Source organism: Pseudomonas paralactis, from assembly GCF_001439735.1.
Taxonomy (GTDB): domain Bacteria; phylum Pseudomonadota; class Gammaproteobacteria; order Pseudomonadales; family Pseudomonadaceae; genus Aquipseudomonas; species Aquipseudomonas paralactis.
In genome coordinates this window covers 294,466-317,384 of the sequence record NZ_JYLN01000004.1, presented here as the reverse complement: position 1 = coordinate 317,384, position 22,919 = coordinate 294,466, and the positions used below count along the sequence as shown (strand labels likewise).

At 60.7% G+C, this 22,919-nt stretch carries 22 protein-coding genes; 18 read left to right on the top strand and 4 right to left on the bottom strand.

The annotated features are described in order from the left end of the window. Positions 1-62 precede the first annotated feature (62 nt). The 9 genes from argS (at position 63) to TX23_RS12955 (ending at position 10,501) form a co-directional block, all read left to right on the top strand. Positions 63-1,799: an arginine--tRNA ligase gene (gene argS, locus TX23_RS12995; RefSeq protein ID WP_057702494.1), complete on the top strand. Its 1,737-nt coding sequence runs from the start codon at positions 63-65 to the stop codon at positions 1,797-1,799. Position 1,800: 1 nt separating this feature from the next. Next, the gene (locus TX23_RS12990) at positions 1,801-2,502 is read left to right on the top strand and encodes an SPOR domain-containing protein (protein WP_005784023.1); all 702 of its coding nucleotides are present in this window, start codon (positions 1,801-1,803) and stop codon (positions 2,500-2,502) included. Between the two features lie 255 nt (positions 2,503-2,757). Further along, on the top strand, positions 2,758-3,288 hold the full coding sequence (gene hslV, locus TX23_RS12985; protein WP_003171209.1) for an ATP-dependent protease subunit HslV: 531 nt from the start codon (positions 2,758-2,760) through the stop codon (positions 3,286-3,288). 37 nt (positions 3,289-3,325) lie between these two features. Then, positions 3,326-4,663 carry an ATP-dependent protease ATPase subunit HslU gene (gene hslU / locus TX23_RS12980; protein WP_003171208.1) on the top strand — a complete coding sequence of 446 codons (1,338 nt, stop codon included), beginning with the start codon at positions 3,326-3,328 and terminating at the stop codon, positions 4,661-4,663. Positions 4,664-4,823: 160 nt separating this feature from the next. Further along, on the top strand, positions 4,824-5,201 hold the full coding sequence (locus TX23_RS12975) for a gamma-butyrobetaine hydroxylase-like domain-containing protein (RefSeq protein WP_019820036.1): 378 nt from the start codon (positions 4,824-4,826) through the stop codon (positions 5,199-5,201). A gap of 249 nt (positions 5,202-5,450) precedes the next feature. After that, positions 5,451-7,130: a class II poly(R)-hydroxyalkanoic acid synthase gene (phaC, locus tag TX23_RS12970; RefSeq protein WP_057702493.1), complete on the top strand. Its 1,680-nt coding sequence runs from the start codon at positions 5,451-5,453 to the stop codon at positions 7,128-7,130. Between the two features lie 104 nt (positions 7,131-7,234). After that, a complete protein-coding gene (gene phaZ / locus TX23_RS12965; RefSeq protein ID WP_019820034.1) occupies positions 7,235-8,080 on the top strand; it encodes a poly(3-hydroxyalkanoate) depolymerase in 846 nt (281 codons plus the stop codon). A 90-nt stretch (positions 8,081-8,170) separates the two neighbouring features. Then, positions 8,171-9,853 (top strand): class II poly(R)-hydroxyalkanoic acid synthase, encoded by a 1,683-nt coding sequence (phaC, locus tag TX23_RS12960; RefSeq protein ID WP_057702492.1) that lies wholly within the window; start codon positions 8,171-8,173, stop codon positions 9,851-9,853. A gap of 27 nt (positions 9,854-9,880) precedes the next feature. Next, a complete protein-coding gene (locus TX23_RS12955) occupies positions 9,881-10,501 on the top strand; it encodes a TetR/AcrR family transcriptional regulator (protein WP_057702491.1) in 621 nt (206 codons plus the stop codon). A gap of 6 nt (positions 10,502-10,507) precedes the next feature. Here TX23_RS12955 and TX23_RS12950 read toward each other — a convergent pair whose 3' ends face one another. After that, positions 10,508-11,203 carry a response regulator transcription factor gene (locus TX23_RS12950; protein ID WP_244885953.1) on the bottom strand — a complete coding sequence of 232 codons (696 nt, stop codon included), beginning with the start codon at positions 11,201-11,203 and terminating at the stop codon, positions 10,508-10,510. A 338-nt stretch (positions 11,204-11,541) separates the two neighbouring features. Between TX23_RS12950 and TX23_RS12945 the strand changes: the two genes are divergently transcribed. The 6 genes from TX23_RS12945 (at position 11,542) to TX23_RS12920 (ending at position 17,935) form a co-directional block, all read left to right on the top strand. Next, complete coding sequence (locus TX23_RS12945) at positions 11,542-12,120, top strand: fimbrial protein (protein WP_057702490.1); 579 nt, start codon at positions 11,542-11,544, stop codon at positions 12,118-12,120. Between the two features lie 53 nt (positions 12,121-12,173). After that, positions 12,174-12,956: a fimbrial biogenesis chaperone gene (locus tag TX23_RS12940; protein ID WP_057702489.1), complete on the top strand. Its 783-nt coding sequence runs from the start codon at positions 12,174-12,176 to the stop codon at positions 12,954-12,956. After that, the gene (locus TX23_RS12935) at positions 12,953-13,711 is read left to right on the top strand and encodes a fimbrial biogenesis chaperone (RefSeq protein ID WP_057702488.1); all 759 of its coding nucleotides are present in this window, start codon (positions 12,953-12,955) and stop codon (positions 13,709-13,711) included. The genes TX23_RS12940 and TX23_RS12935 overlap by 4 nt, the downstream gene beginning before the upstream one ends. 145 nt (positions 13,712-13,856) lie before the next feature. Then, on the top strand, positions 13,857-16,445 hold the full coding sequence (locus TX23_RS12930) for a fimbria/pilus outer membrane usher protein (RefSeq protein ID WP_057702487.1): 2,589 nt from the start codon (positions 13,857-13,859) through the stop codon (positions 16,443-16,445). Further along, positions 16,445-17,401: a fimbrial protein gene (locus TX23_RS12925; protein ID WP_057702486.1), complete on the top strand. Its 957-nt coding sequence runs from the start codon at positions 16,445-16,447 to the stop codon at positions 17,399-17,401. Before TX23_RS12930 ends, TX23_RS12925 begins: the two co-directional genes overlap by 1 nt. Positions 17,402-17,419: 18 nt before the next feature. After that, entirely contained in the window at positions 17,420-17,935 is a 516-nt protein-coding gene (locus tag TX23_RS12920) for a fimbrial protein (RefSeq protein WP_057702707.1), read from the top strand. A 94-nt stretch (positions 17,936-18,029) separates the two neighbouring features. Here the strand turns inward: TX23_RS12920 and TX23_RS12915 are convergent, their stop codons facing one another. The 3 genes from TX23_RS12915 to TX23_RS12905 form a co-directional block, all read right to left on the bottom strand. After that, positions 18,030-18,965: a phasin family protein gene (locus tag TX23_RS12915; RefSeq protein WP_057702485.1), complete on the bottom strand. Its 936-nt coding sequence runs from the start codon at positions 18,963-18,965 to the stop codon at positions 18,030-18,032. Between the two features lie 12 nt (positions 18,966-18,977). Beyond that, the gene (locus TX23_RS12910) at positions 18,978-19,400 is read right to left on the bottom strand and encodes a phasin family protein (RefSeq protein WP_057702484.1); all 423 of its coding nucleotides are present in this window, start codon (positions 19,398-19,400) and stop codon (positions 18,978-18,980) included. A 101-nt stretch (positions 19,401-19,501) separates the two neighbouring features. Then, positions 19,502-19,777, bottom strand: a complete 276-nt coding sequence (locus TX23_RS12905) for a polyhydroxyalkanoic acid system family protein (protein ID WP_057702483.1) — start codon at positions 19,775-19,777, stop codon at positions 19,502-19,504. Between the two features lie 145 nt (positions 19,778-19,922). On the opposite strand from TX23_RS12905, the gene ubiE reads away from it, so the two are divergent. The 3 genes from ubiE to ubiB are packed head-to-tail and all read left to right on the top strand — an operon-like array spanning position 19,923 to position 22,917. Beyond that, positions 19,923-20,693 carry a bifunctional demethylmenaquinone methyltransferase/2-methoxy-6-polyprenyl-1,4-benzoquinol methylase UbiE gene (ubiE, locus tag TX23_RS12900; RefSeq protein ID WP_003171186.1) on the top strand — a complete coding sequence of 257 codons (771 nt, stop codon included), beginning with the start codon at positions 19,923-19,925 and terminating at the stop codon, positions 20,691-20,693. Continuing rightward, the gene (locus TX23_RS12895; protein ID WP_005784000.1) at positions 20,693-21,316 is read left to right on the top strand and encodes a ubiquinone biosynthesis accessory factor UbiJ; all 624 of its coding nucleotides are present in this window, start codon (positions 20,693-20,695) and stop codon (positions 21,314-21,316) included. The genes ubiE and TX23_RS12895 overlap by 1 nt, the downstream gene beginning before the upstream one ends. Further along, on the top strand, positions 21,313-22,917 hold the full coding sequence (gene ubiB, locus TX23_RS12890) for a ubiquinone biosynthesis regulatory protein kinase UbiB (protein ID WP_057702482.1): 1,605 nt from the start codon (positions 21,313-21,315) through the stop codon (positions 22,915-22,917). Before TX23_RS12895 ends, ubiB begins: the two co-directional genes overlap by 4 nt. The last annotated feature ends 2 nt before the right edge of the window (positions 22,918-22,919 follow it).

Genomic DNA, 22,919 nt, shown 5'->3' with positions numbered 1-22,919 from the left:
ATAATGCCCAGTTTTTCCACCTGCGCATCGCGCGCCGCCGCTTGCGGTCGAAAGAGAACACCATGAAAGACACCATTCGCCAGCTGATCCAACAAGCCCTCACCCAACTCGTCAACGAAGGTGTGTTGCCTGAAGGCCTGTCGCCGGCGATCCAGGTGGAGAACACCCGCGACAAGACCCACGGCGACTTCGCCAGCAACATCGCGATGATGCTGTCCAAGCCGGCCGGCATGAAACCCCGCGACCTGGCGGAGAAAATCATCGCCGCACTGCCGGCTGACGCCAGTGTCACCAAGGCCGAAATCGCAGGCCCAGGCTTTATCAACTTCTTCCAGAACACCCAGGCCCTGGCTTCGCGCCTGGACGCCGCCCTGGCCGATGCCAGGATCGGCGCGCACAAGTCCGGCGCTACCCAGCGCGTGGTCATCGACCTGTCGGCGCCGAACCTGGCCAAAGAGATGCACGTCGGTCACCTGCGCTCCACCATCATCGGCGACGGCGTGGCACGGGTGCTGGAGTTCCTGGGCGACACCGTGATCCGCCAGAACCACGTGGGCGACTGGGGCACCCAGTTCGGCATGTTGATGGCCTATCTGCAGGAAAACCCGATCACCAGCAACGAGCTGGCCGACCTGGAAAACTTCTACCGCGCCGCCAAGAAGCGCTTCGACGAGTCCGAAGAATTCGCCGACCGCGCCCGCGGCCTGGTGGTCAAACTGCAAGCCGGCGACCCGGAGTGCCTGGCGCTGTGGAACCGCTTCCGTGAGATTTCCCTGTCCCACTGCCAGGAAATCTACGAGCTGCTCAACGTCAAACTGACCATGGCCGACGTAATGGGCGAAAGCGCCTACAACGACGACCTGATCAACGTGGTCAACGACCTCAAGGCCAAGGGCCTGCTGGTCGAGAGCAACGGCGCGCAGTGCGTGTTCCTCGAAGAATTCAAGACCGCCGACGGCGAGCCGCTGCCGGTGATCATCGTCAAGGCCGATGGTGGCTATCTCTACGCCACCACCGACCTGGCTGCCGTGCGCTATCGCAGTGGCGTGCTCAAGGCCGATCGTGCGCTGTACTTCGTCGACCAGCGCCAGGCCCTGCACTTCCAGCAAGTGTTTGAAGTGGCCCGTCGTGCCGGCTTCGTCACCCACCCGATGCACATGGAACACATGGGGTTCGGCACCATGAACGGCGCCGACGGCCGCCCGTTCAAGACCCGCGACGGCGGCACCGTCAAGCTGATCGACCTGCTGACCGAAGCCCAGGAGCGCGCCTACAACCTGGTGAAGGAAAAGAACCCGGAACTGGCCGAGGCCGACCTGCGCAACATCGCCCGCGTGGTGGGCATTGGCGCGGTGAAATACGCCGACCTGTCCAAGCACCGCACCAGCGACTACAGCTTCAACTTCGACCTGATGCTCAACTTCGAAGGCAACACCGCGCCATACCTGCTGTATGCCTACACCCGCGTGGCCGGCGTGTTCCGCAAGCTGGGCAAGGACTTCAGCGAAGTCGAAGGCCAGATCGTGCTGGACGCCGCCCATGAGCAGGAGCTGGCGGCCAAGCTCGCGCAGTTCGGTGAAGTGCTCAACAGCGTCGGCGACAAAGGCACGCCGCATATCCTGTGCACCTATTTGTACGAAGTGGCCGGGTTGTTCTCCAGCTTCTACGAGAACTGCCCTATCCTGACCGCCGACGACGAAGCCCAGAAACAAAGTCGCCTGCGCCTCGCCGCCCTGGCTGGACGCACCCTCAAGCAAGGCCTGGAACTCTTGGGCCTGGAAACTCTGGAGCGTATGTAAGTTGGCTGCCAAGAAAAAACCTGCACCCAAGCGCGGCGCCAGCCGCTATCAGGCTCCGGCTAAACAACCGATCCCGGGCTGGCTGTGGATGGCCATCGGCCTGACGGTCGGCGCCTTCGTGGTATTTCTGATGAAGCTGGAGCCCGGCCAGGGCGATGACGTCAAGCGCGTCAAACAGGAGCAGCAAAAAGCCACGAAGATTGCCGAGGCCAACAAGACCGCGCCAAGCCCGACCGCACCGGTGAAGCCCAAGTACGACTTCTACACCCTGCTGCCGGAATCGGAAGTGATCGTCCCACCTGACGCCGTGCCGGAGAAAACCCTGCCGACTCCGCAGGTGCCGACCACGCCAGTAACCCCAGCGGAAGCGGCGAAAATCGACACAGCCCGCGCCCAGGCTGCACTGGCCGGGATCACCCCGCCACCCGCGCCGCCGGTTGCCGCCACCAAGGCCGCACCGGTGACCAAGTTCTTCCTGCAGGCTGGCTCGTTCCCGAAACAGGCAGACGCCGATCGCGTGCGCGCGCAGATCATTCTGTTAGGCCAATCGGTATCGGTTGAGTCCGGCACGGTGAAGGACGCGACCTGGTATCGCGTGTTGGTAGGGCCGTTCAGCAACCGTGAACAGCTGACCGTAGCGCAAAAGCAATTGGCCGGCGCAGGGTTTAGCAACCTGTTGTTACAACAACGCCAGAGCCGCTGATCCAGCAGCCAACCCGGTTTTAATGTGGGAGCTGGCTTGCCTGCGATAGCGGTGTGACAGTCAATGTTTCAGTGACTGACACACCGCTATCGCAGGCAAGCCAGCTCCCACTTTGGTTTGCAGCGTGCTCAAGTAAGTGTTGAACCCATAAACACCACTCGTCCGCCCTGCCTTCCTACGGTTGAAATCCCCCTCGCCACCCCCATATGAGTTTCCATCAGGGCATTTTCGCCCCGCTGCGTGGAGACTCTCCCCTTGACCACCATCGTTTCAGTACGTCGCCACGGCAAAGTTGTCATGGGCGGCGACGGCCAGGTTTCCCTGGGCAACACCGTGATGAAAGGCAACGCCAAGAAAGTGCGCCGCCTGTACCACGGCCAAGTGCTTGCCGGCTTCGCAGGCGCTACCGCTGACGCCTTTACCCTCTTCGAACGTTTCGAAGGCCAGCTTGAGAAACACCAGGGCCACCTGGTGCGCGCCGCTGTAGAACTTGCCAAAGAATGGCGCACCGACCGCTCCCTCAGCCGCCTGGAGGCCATGCTCGCGGTTGCGAACAAAGACGCTTCCCTGATCATCACCGGCAACGGCGACGTGGTTGAACCCGAGCATGGCCTGATCGCCATGGGTTCCGGTGGTGGCTATGCCCAAGCGGCAGCCAGCGCACTGCTGAAGAAAACCGACCTGTCGGCCCGTGAAATCGTCGAGACCGCCCTGGGTATCGCCGGCGATATCTGCGTGTTCACCAACCACAACCAGACCATTGAGGAGCAGGACCTCGCCGAGTAAGCCGCAGGCTTATTCCCGCTTGAGGCCGCCAGACACTATGTCCATGACCCCCCGCGAAATCGTCCATGAACTCAATCGCCATATCATCGGCCAGGACGATGCCAAGCGCGCCGTTGCCATTGCACTGCGTAACCGCTGGCGCCGGATGCAACTGCCCGAAGAACTGCGCGTTGAAGTAACGCCCAAGAACATCCTGATGATCGGCCCGACCGGCGTCGGTAAAACCGAAATCGCCCGGCGCCTGGCCAAATTGGCGAACGCCCCGTTCATCAAGGTCGAAGCGACCAAGTTCACCGAAGTCGGCTATGTGGGCCGCGACGTCGAGTCGATCATCCGTGACCTGGCCGATGCCGCCCTCAAGATGCTGCGCGAACAGGAAGTGACCAAGGTCAGCCACCGCGCCGAAGACGCCGCCGAAGAGCGCATCCTCGACGCCCTGCTGCCACCGGCCCGCATGGGTTTCAACGAAGACGCCGCACCGTCGTCCGATTCCAACACCCGTCAGCTGTTCCGCAAGCGCCTGCGTGAAGGCCAGCTCGATGACAAGGAAATCGAAATCGAAGTGGCTGAAGTGTCCGGCGTGGATATTTCTGCCCCGCCTGGCATGGAAGAAATGACCAGCCAGTTGCAGAACCTGTTCGCCAACATGGGCAAGGGCAAGAAGAAAAGCCGCAAGCTCAAGGTGAAAGAAGCGCTGAAGCTGGTGCGCGACGAAGAAGCCGGGCGCCTGGTCAATGAGGAAGAACTCAAGGCCAAGGCCCTGGAAGCGGTCGAGCAGCACGGCATCGTGTTTATCGATGAGATCGACAAGGTGGCCAAGCGCGGCAACTCCGGCGGCGTCGATGTATCCCGCGAGGGTGTACAGCGTGACCTGTTGCCGCTGATCGAAGGCTGCACCGTCAACACCAAGCTGGGCATGGTCAAAACTGACCACATTCTGTTTATCGCCTCCGGCGCGTTCCACCTGAGCAAGCCAAGCGACCTGGTACCCGAGCTGCAAGGCCGCCTGCCGATTCGTGTGGAACTCAAGGCGCTGACCCCCGGCGACTTCGAGCGCATCCTCAGCGAACCCCACGCTTCGCTTACCGAGCAGTACCGTGAGTTGCTGAAAACCGAGGGCCTGGGTATCGAGTTCCAGGCGGACGGTATCAAGCGTTTGGCGGAGATCGCCTGGCAGGTCAACGAGAAGACCGAGAACATCGGTGCCCGTCGCCTGCATACCTTGCTTGAGCGCTTGCTGGAGGAAGTGTCGTTCAGTGCCGGCGACATGGCCGGTGCGCAGAATGGCGAAGCGATCAAGATCGATGCTGACTACGTCAACAGCCACTTGGGCGAATTGGCGCAGAACGAAGACTTGTCTCGTTATATCCTGTAAGCCTCACTCAATGTGAGAGTGGCTTGTGTGGGAGCTGGCTTGCCTGCGATAGCATCACCTCAGTGTTCCTGAAACACCGAGGTGCCTGCATCGCGGGCAAGCCCGGCTCCCACATGGGTCCCTCTCACATTTTGAGCCGGTTCCTACAGGGTTATCTCCAATGTCGAAATTTCCTACCGCAGTAAACCTGCACAAAACCTCCAACACCCTCGGCCTTACCTACGGTCCCGACGAGGTTTACCAACTGCCCGCCGAGTTCCTGCGGGTGCACTCCCCTTCCGCCGAGGTCCAGGGCCACGGCAAACCCATCCTGCAATTCGGCAAGCTCAACGTCAGGTTGATCAAGCTGGAACCGGCTGGTCAGTACGCACTGAAATTGACCTTCGACGACGGCCATGACAGCGGACTGTTCACCTGGGACTACCTCTACCAATTAGCCGTACGTCAGGACGCGCTATGGGCCGACTACCTGGCCGAGCTCAAAGCCGCCGGAAAAACCCGCGACCCGAGTGAGTCGGTCGTGCGGCTGATGCTCTAGCACAGGCCTCTTGGTGTTTAGAGCGCATTTTCTAATTTCATCTGCTTGAATGCCCTGTCGCGTGGCCAATGATCGGCCCGCTTGCGAAAAAAAATAAACTCGGGTAACCAATGGAGCTGGCAAGTTCCCTGCATTTGACGATGCGGTATCAACGGTCACCCGGGTCGCAGTACCAGGCTGGTGTCGTGTATCGAAATTGGGTGCGCAGCAATCGCCGGTACTCGTCTTTCGGACAATGGAGCGTCGTAGATGAGTAACAAGAATAACGATGACTTGAAACGCCAGGCCTCGGAAAACACCCTGGGGTTGAACCCGATCATCGCGTTACGCAAAAAGGATTTACTGGCCTCGGCCAAGATGGTGCTGACCCAAGCCATCAAGCAACCGTTGCACAGCGTCAAGCACGTCGCCCACTTTGGCGTCGAGTTGAAGAATGTGATGTTCGGCAAATCCCAGCTGGCGCCTGAAGGCGACGACCGTCGTTTCAACGACCCGGCCTGGAGCCAGAACCCGCTCTACAAACGTTATTTGCAGACTTACCTGGCGTGGCGCAAGGAACTGCACGACTGGATCGACGACAGCAACCTGTCGGCACAAGACATCAGCCGCGGCCACTTCGTGATCAACCTGATGACCGAAGCCATGGCCCCCACCAACAGCGCGGCCAACCCGGCGGCGGTCAAGCGCTTCTTTGAAACCGGCGGCAAAAGCCTGCTCGACGGTTTGTCCCACCTGGCCAAAGACATGGTGCACAACGGCGGTATGCCGAGCCAAGTCAACATGGGTGCCTTTGAGGTCGGCAAGACCCTGGGCACCAGCGAAGGCGCGGTGGTGTTTCGCAACGATGTGCTGGAGCTGATCCAGTACAAGCCCATTACCGAGCAGGTGCATGAGCGCCCGCTGCTGGTGGTGCCGCCGCAGATCAACAAATTCTACGTCTTCGACCTGTGCCCGGATAAAAGCCTGGCGCGCTTTTGCCTGCGCAATGGCCAGCAGACCTTTATCGTCAGTTGGCGCAACCCTACCAAGGCCCAGCGCGAATGGGGCCTGTCGACTTATATCGAGGCGCTCAAGGAAGCAGTGGACGTGGTCACGGCGATCACGGGCAGCAAGGATGTGAATATGCTGGGTGCCTGCTCCGGCGGCATCACCTGCACCGCACTGTTGGGCCACTACGCGGCGCTGGGCGAGAAGAAGGTCAACGCCCTGACGCTGTTGGTGAGCGTGCTGGATACCACCCTGGACACCCAGGTGGCGCTGTTTGTGGATGAACAGACCCTGGAAGCGGCCAAGCGCCATTCCTACCAGGCCGGTGTGCTGGAAGGCCGCGACATGGCCAAGGTATTTGCCTGGATGCGTCCCAACGATCTGATCTGGAACTACTGGGTCAACAATTACCTGCTGGGCAACGAACCGCCGGTGTTCGACATCCTGTTCTGGAACAACGACACCACCCGCTTGCCGGCCGCGTTCCATGGCGACCTGATCGAACTGTTCAAAAACAACCCATTGGTACGCGCCAACGCCCTGGAAGTGTGCGGCACGCCCATCGACCTCAAGCAGGTCACTGCTGACATCTACTCCCTGGCCGGCACCAACGACCACATCACGCCGTGGCAGTCCTGCTACAAATCGGCGCAGTTGTTTGGCGGCAAGGTCGAGTTCGTGCTGTCCAGCAGTGGGCACATTCAAAGCATCCTTAACCCGCCGGGCAACCCCAAGGCACGCTACCAGACCAGCGAGGGCTTGTCGGGCAGTGCGTTGGAGTGGCAGGAGAACGCCACCAAACACACCGATTCGTGGTGGTTGCATTGGCAGGTGTGGCAGGCGGAGCGGGCGGGAAAACTGAAAAAAGCCCCGACTATATTAGGCAATAAAACCTATACCGCCGCCGAAGCGGCGCCGGGTACCTATGTACATGAACGCTAGGCACTTTTGGTAATTGAAATGAGATCAATGTGGGAGCTGGCTTGCCAGCACCCACATTGACCGAGTTCCTACAGACGAACAGCACCACTTCACAGGGCTTGAGCATGGCGCAACCGTTCATCTTCCGCACCATCGACCTGGATGGCCAGACCATCCGCACGGCGGTGCGTCCGGGCAAGCCGCACTTGACCCCGCTGCTGATCTTCAACGGCATCGGCGCCAACCTAGAGCTGGTGTTCCCGTTCGTCCAGGCCCTGGACCCGGACCTGGAAGTGATCGCCTTCGATGTGCCCGGCGTTGGCGGTTCCTCGACGCCGAACCGGCCCTATCGCTTCCCCGGCCTGGCCAAACTCACCGCACGTATGCTTGATTACCTCGACTACGGCCAGGTGAACGCCGTGGGTGTGTCCTGGGGCGGGGCCCTGGCGCAGCAGTTCGCCTATGACTACCCGGAACGCTGCAAGAAGCTGATCCTGGCGGCCACGGCTGCCGGGGCGTTTATGGTGCCGGGCAAGCCTAAAGTGCTGTGGCTGATGGCAAGCCCCAGGCGTTATATCCAACCGTCCCACGTGGTGCGCATTGCACCGATGATTTATGGCGGCTCGTTCCGCCGCGATTCGAAACTGGCCGCCGAACACGCCAGCAAGGTGCGCTCGGCCGGCAAGCTGGGCTACTACTGGCAGCTGTTCGCGGGCCTGGGCTGGACCAGCATTCATTGGCTGCACAAGATCCGCCAGCCCACCCTGGTATTGGCCGGCGACGATGACCCGCTGATCCCGCTGGTCAACATGCGCATGCTCGCCTGGCGCATCCCCAATGCGCAGTTGCACATCATCGATGACGGCCATCTGTTCCTGATCACCCGGGCCGAGGCCGTGGCGCCGATCATCATGAAGTTTCTCGAAGAGGAGCGCCTGCGCGCCGTGATACATCCGCGACCGGCGGTGTGAAGGACCACACCACCGCGCAACTTGCCAGGAACCGACTATGGTTCTGGATTGGCGTGCCTGCTTGATGACTTGACGAAGGAGTGTTGGCTCATGCGAGAAAGACCCGTGACGAACCCGGCGCCCACCCCCGCTGCGTTCATCAACGCGCAAAATGCGATCACCGGCCTGCGCGGCCGGGACTTGCTGTCAACCCTGCGCACCGTCGCCGCACACGGCCTGCGCAACCCGGTGCACACTGCCCGCCACGCCCTGGCGCTGGGCGGCCAACTGGGCCGGGTGCTGCTGGGTGAAACCGTGCACGAGCCCAACCCCAGAGACAATCGCTTCAGCGACCCCACCTGGAAGCTCAACCCGCTGTACCGACGCAGCTTGCAAGCGTATCTGAGCTGGCAGAAACAGACGCGCCACTGGATCGATGACAGCACCCTCAGTGACGATGATCGCGCCCGCGCGCAGTTCGCCTTCGCCCTGCTCAACGATGCCGTCTCCCCTTCCAACACGCTGCTCAACCCGCTGGCGATCAAGGAGTTGCTCAACTCCGGCGGCAACAGCGTGGTACGCGGCGTGAGTAACCTGTTCGAAGATCTGCTGCACAACAACGGTTTGCCGCGCCAGGTCAGCAAGCACGCCTTTGAAGTGGGCAAGACCGTGGCGACCACGCCCGGCTCGGTGGTGTTTCGCAACGAGCTGCTGGAGCTGATCCAGTACAAGCCCATGAGCGAAAAACAGTACGCCAAGCCGCTGCTGGTGGTGCCGCCGCAGATCAACAAGTACTACATCTTCGACCTGAGCCCGGCCAACAGTTTTGTGCAATACGCCCTTAAAAACGGCCTGCAAACCTTCATGGTCAGTTGGCGCAACCCGGACGTGCGGCATCGTGAATGGGGCTTGTCCACCTATGTGGCGGCCTTGGAGGAAGCCCTGAATGTCTGCCGGGCCATCACCGGCGCCCGCGAGGTCAACCTGATGGGCGCCTGCGCCGGTGGCCTGACCATCGCCGCCCTGCAAGGCCACCTGCAAGCCAAGCGCCAGCTGCGGCGCATCTCCAGCGCCAGTTACCTGGTAAGCCTGCTCGACAGCCAGATCGACAGCCCGGCCACGCTGTTCGCCGATGAGCAAACCCTGGAGGCCGCCAAGCGCCGCTCCTACCAGCAAGGGGTACTGGAAGGCCGTGACATGGCCAAGGTGTTTGCCTGGATGCGCCCCAACGACTTGATCTGGAACTACTGGATCAACAATTACCTGCTGGGCAAGGAGCCGCCCGCCTTCGACATCCTGTACTGGAACAACGACAACACGCGCCTGCCCGCCGCCTTGCACGGCGACCTGCTGGACTTCTTCAAGCACAACCCCCTGAGCCATCCCGGTGGCCTGGAGGTATGCGGCACGCCCATCGACTTGCGCAAGGTCACGGTGGACAGCTTCAGCGTGGCCGGGATCAACGACCACATCACGCCGTGGGACGCGGTGTATCGCTCCACCCAACTGCTGGGCGGCGAGCGGCGCTTTGTGCTGTCCAACAGCGGGCATGTCCAGAGCATCCTCAACCCGCCGGGCAACCCCAAGGCCAATTACGTCGAAAACCTAAAGCTGAGCAGCGACCCGCGTGCCTGGTACTACGACGCCCGGCATGTCGAAGGCAGCTGGTGGCCGCAGTGGCTGGAATGGGTACAACAACGTTCCGGAGTACAACGCGAAACGCTTACCGCCCTGGGCAACCAGAACTACCCACCGATGGAAGCAGCGCCAGGCACTTACGTGCGCGTGCGTTGAGCTCAACGATCACATTAAGAAGACTGGATGAAGACCCGCGACCGTATCCTTGAATGCGCCCTGCTGCTGTTCAACCACAAGGGCGAACCGAACGTATCGACCATGGAGGTGGCCAATGAAATGGGGATCAGCCCCGGCAACCTCTACTACCACTTCCATGGCAAGGAGCCGTTGGTGCTGGGGCTGTTCGAGCGCTTTCAAAGCGAGTTGGCGCCACTGCTCGATCCTCCCGCCGATGCGCAACTGGAGGCCGAGGATTACTGGCTGTTCCTGCACCTGATAGTGGAGCGCATGGCCCACTACCGGTTCCTGTTCCAGGACCTGTCGAACCTGGCCGGGCGCTTGCCCAAGCTGGCCAAGGGGGTTCGCCACCTGCTCACGGCGCTCAAGCGCACCCTGGCCTCACTGTTGGCACGCTTGAAAGCCGCAGGGCAACTGGTCAGTGGCACCCAGGCACTGGGGCAATTGGTGGAGCAGATCACCATGACCCTGCTGTTTTCCCTGGATTACCAACGTGTCCTGGACCGTGAAGGCGAGGTCCGGGTGGTGGTGTACCAGGTCATGATGCTGGTGGCGCCACACCTGGTGTCACCCGCACGCCAGGCCACCGAGCGCTGGGCCTTGGGCTATCTGGATGATCCGCATTGACGGTATTCATTCAGGCCCACCGAAGTGCTGAATAAACTTGAACAGTTCACTGTCGTTACGCACGCCCAACTTTCTATATGCCGACTGTTTTTGCGTACTGATGGTACTTGCACTGCGGGAGAACTTTGCTGCAATCGAACTTACCGACATACCATCGAGAAAACAGCGCAATACTTCCCGCTCTTTAGGCGTCAGTCCCGAGCTCAATGACAGCGGCATGGAAACATCAACTGTCGACTTCAGGGTCACGTTATCGAACGCCGACTGCCTGCCTTGTAATGTCGGCACCATACAAGGCGGTAGATAAAGCCGCCCCTGAGCGACAGTTCGAATAGCCGTGATCAGTTCGGTCAGATTCTGAGTCTTGCCCAAAATCCCCCAACACCCCGCCTTCAGGGCCAGCGACACCGTGGCGGGCGAACAGTCCGAAGATACGATCACGGCCCGGCACTGGCTGAAACGTCTGCCCAGTGACTGAAGCAGGCTGAGGCCATCGATGTCGGCAGGCGCCAGGACAAAGTCCATGACTATCACATGCGCTGGCTGCTGGGCCAGCGCCTCAAGCAATTGCCGCCCCGTGCCGTAGGAGCCGATGACCTGGATGTCGGCTTCGGCATTCAATCCCAGCTCGATACCCTGGCGCACCATTTCATGGTCGTCGAGCAGCATGACGGTACAGACAGTAACTGATGAAGTTGGCATAACAACTCCCGCCTGAATCAATGCAGTACTGCACGCTATAGACCAGCCTTATGCAGGATTCAATAAGCGGACATAACAGTACTACATTTACTTACAGCCACTTCTTACAGAAAAACCTGAAGGAAGTTTCTGAACTTCAACCCCCGCCAAAAAACCTTAAACAAAACAATACGCTTTCGAACAATCACGAACTAAAACTCGTGGCTTCACTATAGAGCGCATTCATTTTTAGATACAAATTATGCACACCCGCCCCGTGAACAAATTCGACACGGGTTCACAGGTGCTGCGCATCAACCTGCGACGGGAAACTTCAATCAATCAAGATCAGGAACATAATGAAAGCCAACGTTTTTTCTTCCGTTGCCACCGCGCTGGCCTTGACCGCCGCTGTGCCGCCCTCGGCGCACGCCGCCGATGGCGTGATCAATTTCAGTGGCCTGGTGACCGATGTGACCTGCACCGTCGAAGGCGCGACGCCGGGCACGGGCGCCGTGGTCAAGGACGTAAACCTGGGTGGCGTCTCCGCTGCACGCTTGGCTACGGCGGGCAGCCGCGCCAACCTGACCGGTTTCTCTATTCGCATCGGCGCACCGGGTGAGGGCAGTTGCACCAACGGACGTACCGCGATGATTGCCTTCGACCCGACCAGCCCGGCTATCGACGTGGCCACGGGCCGCTTGAACATCGATGGCTATGACGATCCGTCCGACACCACCAATGCCAAGAATGTACAGGTAGAAATCACTAGCCGTAGCGGCACGCCAATCAATGTGTACACGGAGAAATCCGAAGGCGTGGTGATCGCCGATAACCAGGCAACCATTCCACTGGCAGCACAGCTGTACGCCAGCGGCCCGGCTGCCGAAGGCAAGGTCAATACCCGAGTCGGATTCATGATCGAGTACGCCGAATAAAGCGCGAGCGGGCCTGCGCAAGCGGGCTCCTCCCTGGGTGAAGAGACCAGATGATGAATATCAAGACACGTCTTACCGTTGCCGCCTGTGTGTCTGCTGCGATGCTGCTATGCCCGCTTACCGCTGACGCAGGCGTCATTATCCACGGCACCCGGGTGATCTACCCTGCCGAACGGCAAGAGGTGATCGTGCGCCTTGAAAACAAGGGCACCCGCCCGGCATTGGTACAGACCTGGCTGGACGACGGCGACCGGTACTCGACCGCGGCCACTGCAAAAGCGCCGTTGAGTGCGTCACCTCCGATCTTTCGTATCGAGCCGCACCAGCAACAGGCGATACGCCTGCGCTACTCGGGCGAGCCTCTGCCTGCCGATCGCGAAAGCCTGTTCTGGCTGAATGTGCTGGAAGTGCCGCCCAGTACGGCGAAAGGTGAAGACAACAACCAGATCGAATTGGCGTTCCGCACGCGGTTGCGCGTGTTCGTGCGCCCGCAAGCGTTGCCCTACCCGGTGGCAAGCGCGGCATCCAGGTTGCAATGGAAACTGGTCGCCCACCAGCGCGGCTACGCTCTGCAAGCCACTAACCCGACGCCTTATCACGTCTCGCTCGCCTCCGTCGAATTGCTCAGCGCCGCCAAGCGCTTTGCCAAAGCGCCTAACCAGAGCGCCAACGACAGCCTGCTGCTGCCGGCCGGCGACGTGAAACGCTTTGCGCTGCCCCTGCTGCGCGAGTGCCCGCCAGCGCCGACCAGGGTTGAGTTCACCAGCGTCAGCGACTTCGGTGCCCGCGTGCGGCATTCGGCAGCGCTGCCCGCGTGCACGGGGCAACCATCATGAATGCACTTTCGATTCTGGCGCAGACCATCTTGCTGACTTTCACGCTGCTGGGCGCAACGACGCTGCAGGCGAGCGTGATCATCAACAGCACCCGTGTGGTTTACCCGCAAAGCGACAAAGAGGTTACCGTCAGGCTGGAAAGCAAAAACCAGGCACCGGTGCTGGTACAAACCTGGCTGGACAAGGGCGACGAGCACTCGACGCCGGAGCAGGGCGACATTCCGTTTGTGGTGACCCCGCCGATCTTTCGCATGGAGCCAGGCAAGCAACAAGTGGTGCGCGTGGCCTATACCGGCGAACCCTTGCCACCGACACAGGAAAGCCTGTTCTGGTTCAACCTGTTGGAAGTGCCTGCCCAGCCCCCAGGCGCGCAAACCGGTAATCAACTGCAGCTGGCGTTCCGCTCGCGGATCAAGCTGTTTTTCCGCCCGCACAATCTTGCGTACGGGGTGCAAGCCGCACCTGGAAAACTGCAATGGCGACGCGTATCGAACGCCCAGGGCCAGGGCCTGGAAGTATTCAACCCAACGCCCTATCACGTGACCTTCGAAGCCGTCGAGGTGCTGGACTCGGGGCAACGGCACGCACGTAAAACCGCGTCGCCCAGCAGCGCAAACATGGTAGTGCCCGGTGGCCGCCTTCGTTTTGAGCTGCCCACGCTCAACTCTGCGCCCAGTGCCACGGCCACCGTGCAATTCCAGACGCTCGACGACTATGGCGTGAAAATCGCCCACAGCGCCAAGGTCCCGCCATGACGCCCCAGGTACCTGACCTTCCCGCGTAGCGCGCCCTGAACGGCGCCTCCCACGCTTCCATCTCTTTATGTCGATGCCCATTGGTTCGGGTAGGGAATCCCTATGCCAAGCGTTGGCTGACACCTGCTTTTCGAGAACGCTGAACATGAGTTTCAACACGCCAGCCGGCGTTAACTATCCATCCCCGGCACGTCATCGATTCAAGCTGACCGTGCATAGCCTGCTGCTGATCAGCGGCGCCTGCAGCCTCTACGCCCACAGTGCCGAACAGGTCGAATTCAACCCAGCCTTTTTTCCGGGCGGCAAGGCGGGCGCGCAAGTCGATATTGCAAAATTCAACCAAGGCAACGTCATCCTGCCCGGCAACTACCGCGCCGACGTGCACCTCAACGGCCAGTGGATCGGGCGTGAAACCCTGTCCTTCTCCAACGTCGCCGGCCAGGACACCGCGCAACTGTGCCTGAAACGCCAGGCGTTGCTCAGGTTTGGCGTCACGGTCGATAGCGTTCAACCGGCGGCCCTTTCCGACTGTGCCGACATCGCCAGCTACCTGCCCGGCGCAAGCAGCCGGTTCGACTCGGGCGAAAGTCGCCTGGACCTGCAGGTTCCGCAGATTTACCTGGCCCGTCAGCCACGCGGCTATGTCGACCCGCAACATTGGGATGGCGGCGTGGATGCCGCGTTTGTACGTTACAACGCCAGCACCTTCACCACGCGCACCGACGGGCGCACCCTGGGCTCCAGCTACCTGGGCTTGAATACCGGGCTAAACCTGGGCGACTGGCACTGGCGCCACAATGGCAATTACAGCCGTACCCATACCGCCTCGGGCTATCAAAGCAGCGCCACGTATGTACAGCGGGAATTGGGCACCTTGAAGTCCCAACTGGTGCTCGGCGAAATCTATACCCCCGGCGAGCTTTTCGACAGCGTGCGCCTGCGCGGCGCCAGCCTGTCCAGCGATGACCGGATGTTCCCCGACTCGCTGACCGGCTTTGCGCCGGTGGTGCGCGGTGTCGCCGAAACCAGCGCACGGGTCACTGTGCGCCAGCGTGGCGTACTGCTCGATGAAGTCTCCGTGGCGCCCGGCCCGTTCGTGCTCAAGGACCTGTTCCCCACCGGTTATGGCGGCGATCTGAACGTCACTGTGACCGAAGCCGATGGCCGTACCCGCGAGTTCATCGTCCCCTTTGCCGCCAACGCCCACCTGCTGCGCCCCGGCTACAGCCGTTACTCGTTGAGTGCCGGGCTGCTCGATGAAATCGGCCTGCACCATCCGCCCAGAGTGATGCAGGCCACCTACCAACACGGCCTGAGCAACTTGCTGACCGGTTATACCGGCGCCGTGATAGGCGAGGACTACCGCTCGCAGTTACTGGGTGCTGCGTTCAACACGCCGTTCGGCGCACTGTCGTTGGACATGACCCAGTCCAACGCCCATCTGCCGGGGCATGGCTCACGCGATGGGCAAAGCGTGCAGCTGCGCTACAGCAAGAATTTCGCCCACACCGGTACTCACTTCGCCCTGGGCGCCTACCGCTACTCCACCGAAGGTTTCTTGAGCGTGAGCGATGCGGCGCACATCCGCGATCTCGCCCTGGACGGGCTCAAGCTTGACCGTGTGTCGCGCCTTCGCGACCGGATGGACATCAGCCTCAATCAACGCGTGGGCGATGGATCGGTGTACCTCACCGGCTCCTCGCAAAACTATTGGAACCGTACCAATGGCAACCTGACATTCACCGCCGGCTACAGCGGCACATGGAACGGGCTGCACTACACAGTCAGCGCGCAGCGTACCCGTGACTTGCTGACTGAGCATGTCGACAAGCAGCTGGACTTTACCGTGAGTCTGCCGCTGGGCAGCGGTGCCCGCACGCCCACCCTGACGACCACTGTTTACCGAGGCGGCCAAAGCTCAGGTGAGCGCCTGGGCCTGGGTGGCACCCTTGGCGAACGCAGTGAATTGAGCTACGGCTTGAGCAGCAGCCGCGCCCAGGGCAGCGGCTATGCCACCAGCGCCGACCTCAAATACCAGACGTCCCAGGGCGCGCTATCGGCAAGCTACGGCCAGAGCAACGCGTACCAGTCGACCTCCCTGGGCATGACTGGCGGCATCGTCGCCCACCGTGGCGGCGTGACCTTTGCACCGGAGCTGGGCGACACCATCGGCCTCGTCCAGGCCCCCGACGCTCTGGGCGCAAGGATCAACGGTAACCACAGCGCCCAGATCGGCAAAAGCGGTTATGCCGTGGTGCCGCATCTCACCCCTTACCGCCAGAACGTGGTCGAGTTGGACCCCAAGGACCTGTCCGTCGATGTAGAGCTCAAGACCGCCGCGCAGAACGTCGCCCCTCGGGCCGGCTCGGTGGTGCAGTTGCAGTTCGAAACGGTCAGTGGGCAAGCCATATTGATCACGGCTCAGCGTGAGGATGGCAACCCGCTGCCATTCGGTGCGGATGTATTCGATGAAGACGGCGCAAGCGTCGGCATCGTTGGCCAGGGCGGTAAAGCCTTTGTTCGCGTGGCGCGCACACAAGGGCAACTGACCGTCAAATGGGGCCCGCAAGCTGATGCTTCATGCAAGCTGCATTACGCGCTAAGTGCGCGCCCCCACTCTGACGCGGCCCACCGCGTACGCCATCTGAACGCAGGCACCTGCCGAAGCGAAACACCCGTTGCCGCACATGCAGCGCCTGTCGACAAATACCTCGTGACTGCTCGGAATGCATGATGAAGACATTGATCAGACTCATCTCAACATTGCTGGTGCTTGGCCTGCCGATCGCTGCGCAAGCGGAGTGCGACAGCTATATGAACTCCACCCACGGCCTCTCCCTTCCGACGACTATCACCGTACCGCCCGACCTGCCGGTGGGCAGCGTGATCACCGAGCAACCGTTCAGCGGCGTGGCTGCGGGCCGCTTCATGAATTGCAACAGCGTGACGCTGATACAAGTTGCATCGCGCAATTACCTGCATCACCAGGCCACCACGATCTATCAAACCGAGGCTCCGGGCATCGGCATGCGTATAAGGATTACCGATGCCCGTCCCTCGAGCAGCTTCTACGCGTTTGACAATTCCGTGGGTTACCTGCCCAGCGGAAGCCACCCCATCTTCACCAATGCCGAGGCAATCTTCTACAAGATCGGGCCGGTGACCAGAGGGGAGGTGCCTGCGGGAAGGGTCTACCATTACACGATGTTGACCCGCATCGGCCAGATTCTGGGCCGCTTTGAGCTCAAGCTCGACAACTCGGTTACTTTCGTCAGCCCCGTCGCCACTTGCGACCTCGCCACCGGTGATGTCAACCGCACCATCACGCTCGACCCCGTGCAGGTCAGTGCGTTCAACAGCAGCCCCTACGCCGGCGCACGCAATTTTGAGCTGACGGCCAATTGCAGCGACGCCGCCAACGTCACCTTTCGTTTTTCCGGCCAGCCATCGACTGACAACAACCTGCTCTTTGCCAACACCGGCACGGCCGACGGCGTGGCGCTTTGGCTGTACTCGCGGATCGACGGCACTCACCGAACCATTGCTGCCAATGGCAGCGACAACGAACGCACGCTGGTTGTGACCGGCAATCGCGCGGTATTGCCACTCGGCGCGGCGTACCACAAGAGCGGCACGGTCGGCCAAGGCACGCTGACCAGTACCGCCACCGTCAACATCACCTACAACTGAACCCCCTGAGGACTCATGATGCGTCTACCTACACTGCCCCTGCTACTGGCGATCACCGCAAGCCTGGACATTCCCGCCGCGCTCGCTGCCACTACTGGCACCCTGACATTTCAAGGCGTGGTCAATGCTGGCACCTGCAACCTTAACGCCGGCGATGTAAACCGCACGATTACCTTGCCTGCGGTCAAAGTATCGGACTTCGACACTACCGACTCTGCGGGAGAGCACGACTTTGAACTTGCCGCCGACTGCGACTCGGACGTCAAGAACGTGATCTTCCAGTTCGCCGGCACCCCCTCTGCCGGCAACGCCGAGCTCTTTGCCAACACGGGAACATCGGGCGGCACCGCACTGTGGCTGGCCAGCACCGGCATCATCCCCGCCAATGGCACCGAGGTACAACGCAGCCGTACGGTTGCGACAAGCGCCAGCAAGGCGGTACTGCCACTCAAAGCGGCTTACCATAAAACCGGAGAAGCAATTACCCACGGTACCCTGGCCAGTGCCGTGACTGTTTCGATCACTTACAACTGATGGGCTTGGGATAAAGCCCCGCGATAGCTGATTTTTGCCAAGCATAAAAAATGCCCGGCCTCTACAGGCCGGGCATTTTTCTGTCCCGCAAAAATCAGGACTGACTGGATGGCGTCGGGTTGACCGGCGTTGCAGTCGCAGTAGCGGCCGCGTGCGTCGGTGCGGACACCGAATTGGCGGTAGAAGCGGCCGGTGCTGGCGCCGCTGCTGCCTTGGCCGCCGCAGCAGGCTTGGCGGCTGCCGGTTTTTTCGCTACCGCAGGCTTTTTGGCCGCTGCAGGTTTAGCTGCAGGTTTGGCAGCGGCGGGCTTGGCGGCAGGTTTGGCAGCCGCTGTTTTAGCCGCAGGCTTGGCAGCCGGTTTAGCCGCAGGTTTCGCGGCGGTTTTAGCGGCCACTGGCTTGGCGGCAGGCTTGGTGGCCGGTTTAGCGGCAGCAGTTTTAGCTGCTGGCTTGGCCGCAGGTTTCGCAGCGGTTTTGGCTGGCGCTTTGGCAGCGGCTTTTGCAGCCGGCTTGGCGGCGGCTTTAACCAGAGGCTTGGCGGCAGTTTTAACGGCGGGTTTTGCCGCAGCTGTTTTAGCCGCAGGTTTGGCAGCCGGTTTTGCTGCAGGCTTGGCCGCGGCAGTCTTGGCGGGAGCCGCTTTGGCGCCGGTCAGTTTCTCAATTTGCTTGGTCAGGGTATCGACCTTGCTGTGCAGCGCCTTTAACTCAGCCTTGCTGGGTACGCCCAGTCGCGAAATGGCACTATTGAGGCGTTTGTCGAAGGTTTCTTCCAACTTGCCCCAGGTGTCAGAAATGCTCGACTTGGCGGAACCGGCAGTTGCCTTGGCCGCTTCTACTTTTTTACCGACTGTGCTCTTGGTCAACTTCTCGGCCTTCTCGCCGTCCTTGACCAGAGTCTCGAAGTATTTACCGCCGTCACTGCTAACCTTCGAGTACACGCCTAAACCAGCAAGCCAGATTTTGCGGGAATATTTTTCAACTTCCCCAACCCACGAGCTGCCTTCTTTCTGAGTAGTCTTTTTAACAGCCATCCCGATGTCTCCTTAGTGTTTACGCGCGACACGTTCGAGCAATGCCGTCAGCTCTTCGAGCTTAGCAGAGAGTGTCTCCACGTCATGTTTAGACGCAATGCCGATTCGATTCAAGGCACTTGCAACACGCGTGTCAAAAGCTTTTTCAACTTTATCAAGCTGAACTTCAACCAAGCCTCTGACGCCGGAGACATTACTCTTTACTTGATCAATCTGACTGTTGGCGGCATCAAGTTGTTCAACTACAACTTTTTTACCTTTGCTTTCAACATGTTGGCCGCTCTTGACCAGCTCTTTGAAGTATTCGCCGCCCTCGCTGCCGACCTTTGCATAGGCACCAAGGCCCGCCAGCCAGATCTTGCGGGCATAGCTTTTAACCTCACTCAGGGGGGTGGTTTGAACGTCGATTTTTTTCTTCAAAATAACTTTGGCCATGGTGCACCTCACGCAAAAAGGGTGGAGGACGGCCCGCAGGAGTTGAGGGCTTGGGCACAAAGTAGGGTTTAAAATTAGAATCGGCACCCTAAGAAGCCAGGTCAGGCCAACGCCTTATCCAGGGCTTTTTCGATTTCGGACTTGATCGTGCCACTCATGGCCGACATCAACAGGCCGAGTTCGACATCGATGCGCAGCGAGTCTTCGCCTACCGCGACCGTGCCCTTAACCCCGGAACGTTTGAGCTTCAGGGTATCGCCGGCCCACGAAGATTCCACACCATATTTATCTTCGAGTTTGCGCGCCAATTGCTCGGCCTTGGCCCGCGCCTGTTCTTTTCCCAGGGTATGTTCACGCTCAACGGTAATACGGGCCATTGCAATGACTCCTCTTTATAACGACTCGAAACACCCGCCATGCGGCAAAAGGCCTCGGTGAGCATCTATCTTACCTGCAGCCTTGCCAAGACAAAGCAGGCCTTGGGGATTATCATGTCCCGCATTCTCTTTTGGTGACAGCGATATGACTGATCAGCGCAAAGGCAGCGATGCCGAACCCACCACTCACTTCGGCTTCAAGAACGTCCCGGAAAGCCAAAAGGCGGAAAAAGTCGCTGAGGTGTTTCACTCTGTGGCGGCCAAGTACGACCTGATGAACGACGTGCTTTCCGGCGGTATGCACCGCCTGTGGAAGCGCTTCACTATCGAGTTGTCGGGCGTACGCACCGGCAACCGCGTGCTGGACATCGCCGGCGGCACGGGCGACCTGGCCGCCAAGTTCTCCAAACTGGTTGGCCCCACCGGCCAAGTGGTGTTGGCCGATATCAACGGTTCGATGCTCAAGGTGGGCCGTGATCGCCTGCTCGACAAAGGCGTGGCCGGCAACATCGAGTTCGTTCAGGCCGATGCCGAGAAGCTGCCGTTCCCCGACAACCATTTCGACTGCGTGACCATCGCCTTCGGCCTGCGCAACGTCACCCACAAGGAAGACGCGATCCGCTCGATGCTGCGCGTCCTCAAACCGGGTGGCCGCCTGTTGGTGCTGGAATTCTCCAAGCCGACCAACGCGCTGATGTCCAAGGTCTACGACACTTACTCGTTCGCCTTTATGCCGCTGATGGGCAAGCTGATCACCAATGACGCCGAGAGCTACCGCTACCTGGCCGAATCGATCCGTATGCACCCCGACCAGGAAACCCTGAAGTCAATGATGGTGGAGGCCGGTTTCGACCGCGTGACCTACCACAACATGACCTCCGGCATCGTTGCCTTGCACCGAGGTATCAAGCCCTGATGCTGCTCGCAGGTCTTCTCGCCAGTGTCGAACATGGCCTCAACCGTGTTCTGCGCCTGGACAGCACCGCCCTGGCGCGGCTGGCACACTTGAACGGCAAAGTCATTGCCGTCGACTGCCGCAGCCCCGCCGTGCAGCTGTTTATTCTGCCCAGCGATGAAGGCTTGCTGCTCGCCACTCAATGGGCCGCCGACGCCGACTGCACCTTGCGTGCGCCGGCCTCCAGCCTGTTGCACCTGGCGCTGAGCCGCAACAAAACCGCCATCCTCCACAGCCCGGAGGTGGAGCTGGAAGGCGACAGTGCGGTGCTGATGGACCTGGCCGCCGTGCTGCAGGATCTGGAGCTGGACTGGGAATACGAACTGTCGCGCTGGATCGGCCCTGTCGCCACCCAGTTGCTCAGCGGGCACCTGCGCAGCCGCTCGCGCTGGTACCAGCAAGGGTTCGCCAGCCTCAACCAGAACCTCGCCGAATACCTGAGCGAAGAATCGCGCACCCTGGTCGGGCAACGGGAAGCGCAAGCGCGCTTTCGTGAGCTCGACAAGGCCAAAATCGACCTGGAACGCCTTGAGGCCCGCTTCGAGCGCCTGAGCCGTTCCCTTGATCCAAGCGATAACGCATGAAGCTGCTCGCCGTCCGCCGTTTGTTTCGTATCCAGCGCGTCGTAATCCGCTACCGCCTCGATGACCTGCTGTTTGCCCTGCCCCTGCCGTGGTTTCTGCTGGCGGTGCGTTATGTGCTGCCGTGGCGCTGGTTCCCGCGCAAACAACTGGAGCTGAGCCGAGGCGCGTGCCTGCGCCTGGCGTTGCAGGATTTGGGGCCGATCTTTATCAAGTTCGGGCAAATCCTCTCGACCCGTCGCGACCTGCTGCCCGAAGACATCGCCGATGAGCTGATGCTGCTGCAGGACCGTGTGCCGCCTTTCGATTCGCAGCAGTCGATGGCACTGATCGAAGAACAACTGGGCCAGAAGATCAGCGAGGTGTTCAGCCGCTTCGATGTCGAGCCCCTGGCCTCGGCCTCGGTCGCGCAGGTCCACGCCGCGCAGCTCAAGACCGGCGAAGAGGTGGTGGTGAAGGTGATTCGGCCGGGCCTCAAGCCGATCATCGGCCAGGACCTGGCGTGGCTGTTTGTTCTCGCCCGGGCTGCCGAACGCTTCTCCGCCGACGCGCGCCTGCTGCATCCGGTGGATGTGGTCGCCGACTACGAAAAAACCATCTACGACGAACTCGACCTGCTGCGCGAAGCAGCCAACGCCAGCCAGTTGCGACGCAACTTTGAAGGCTCGCAACTGCTGTACGTGCCCCAAGTGTATTGGGATTGGTGCCGCCCGAAAGTGCTGGTGATGGAGCGCATCTATGGGGTACAGGTCACCGACCTGGCCACCCTGGCCGACCAGCGCACCGATATGAAAATGCTTGCCGAGCGTGGCGTGGAGATCTTCTTCACCCAGGTGTTTCGCGACAGTTTCTTTCACGCCGACATGCACCCGGGCAACATCTTCGTCAGCACCGTCAACCCGTGGAGCCCGCAGTACATCGCCATCGACTGCGGCATCGTCGGCAGCCTGACCCCGGAAGACCAGGACTACCTGGCGCGCAACCTGTTTGCTTTCTTCAAGCGCGACTACCGCCGAGTGGCGCAGTTGCACATTGATTCAGGCTGGGTGCCGGCGGAAACCAAGCTCAACGAATTCGAAGCGGCGATCCGCACCGTGTGCGAGCCGATCTTCGAAAAACCGTTAAAAGATATTTCCTTCGGCCAGGTGCTGATGCGCCTGTTCCAGACGGCGCGGCGCTTCAATATGGAAGTACAGCCGCAGTTGGTGCTGCTGCAAAAAACCTTGCTCAACATCGAAGGCCTGGGCCGCCAGCTGTACCCGGACCTGGATCTGTGGAACACCGCGCAGCCGTTCCTGGAGCGCTGGATGCGCGAGCGCATGAGCCCAAAAACCATGCTGGGCAACCTGCACAGCCAGTTCGAACAGCTGCCGCACCTGGCCAACATGACCCGCGACCTGCTGGAGCGCATGTCCCAGCCCCACGCCAAAGACCCCGAGCCGCCGTGGCGCAAGCGCAAGGACGATTGGTTCCTGCGCCTGCTCGGCGCCGCGCATCTGGCAGGCGGTGTGATGCTGGTGATCGGCGGGCCGCTGAATCAACTGGGTTACTGGCCAGCCGGCATCATGGCGGCCGTGGGTGTTTATCTGATCGTGCGTCGATAGCC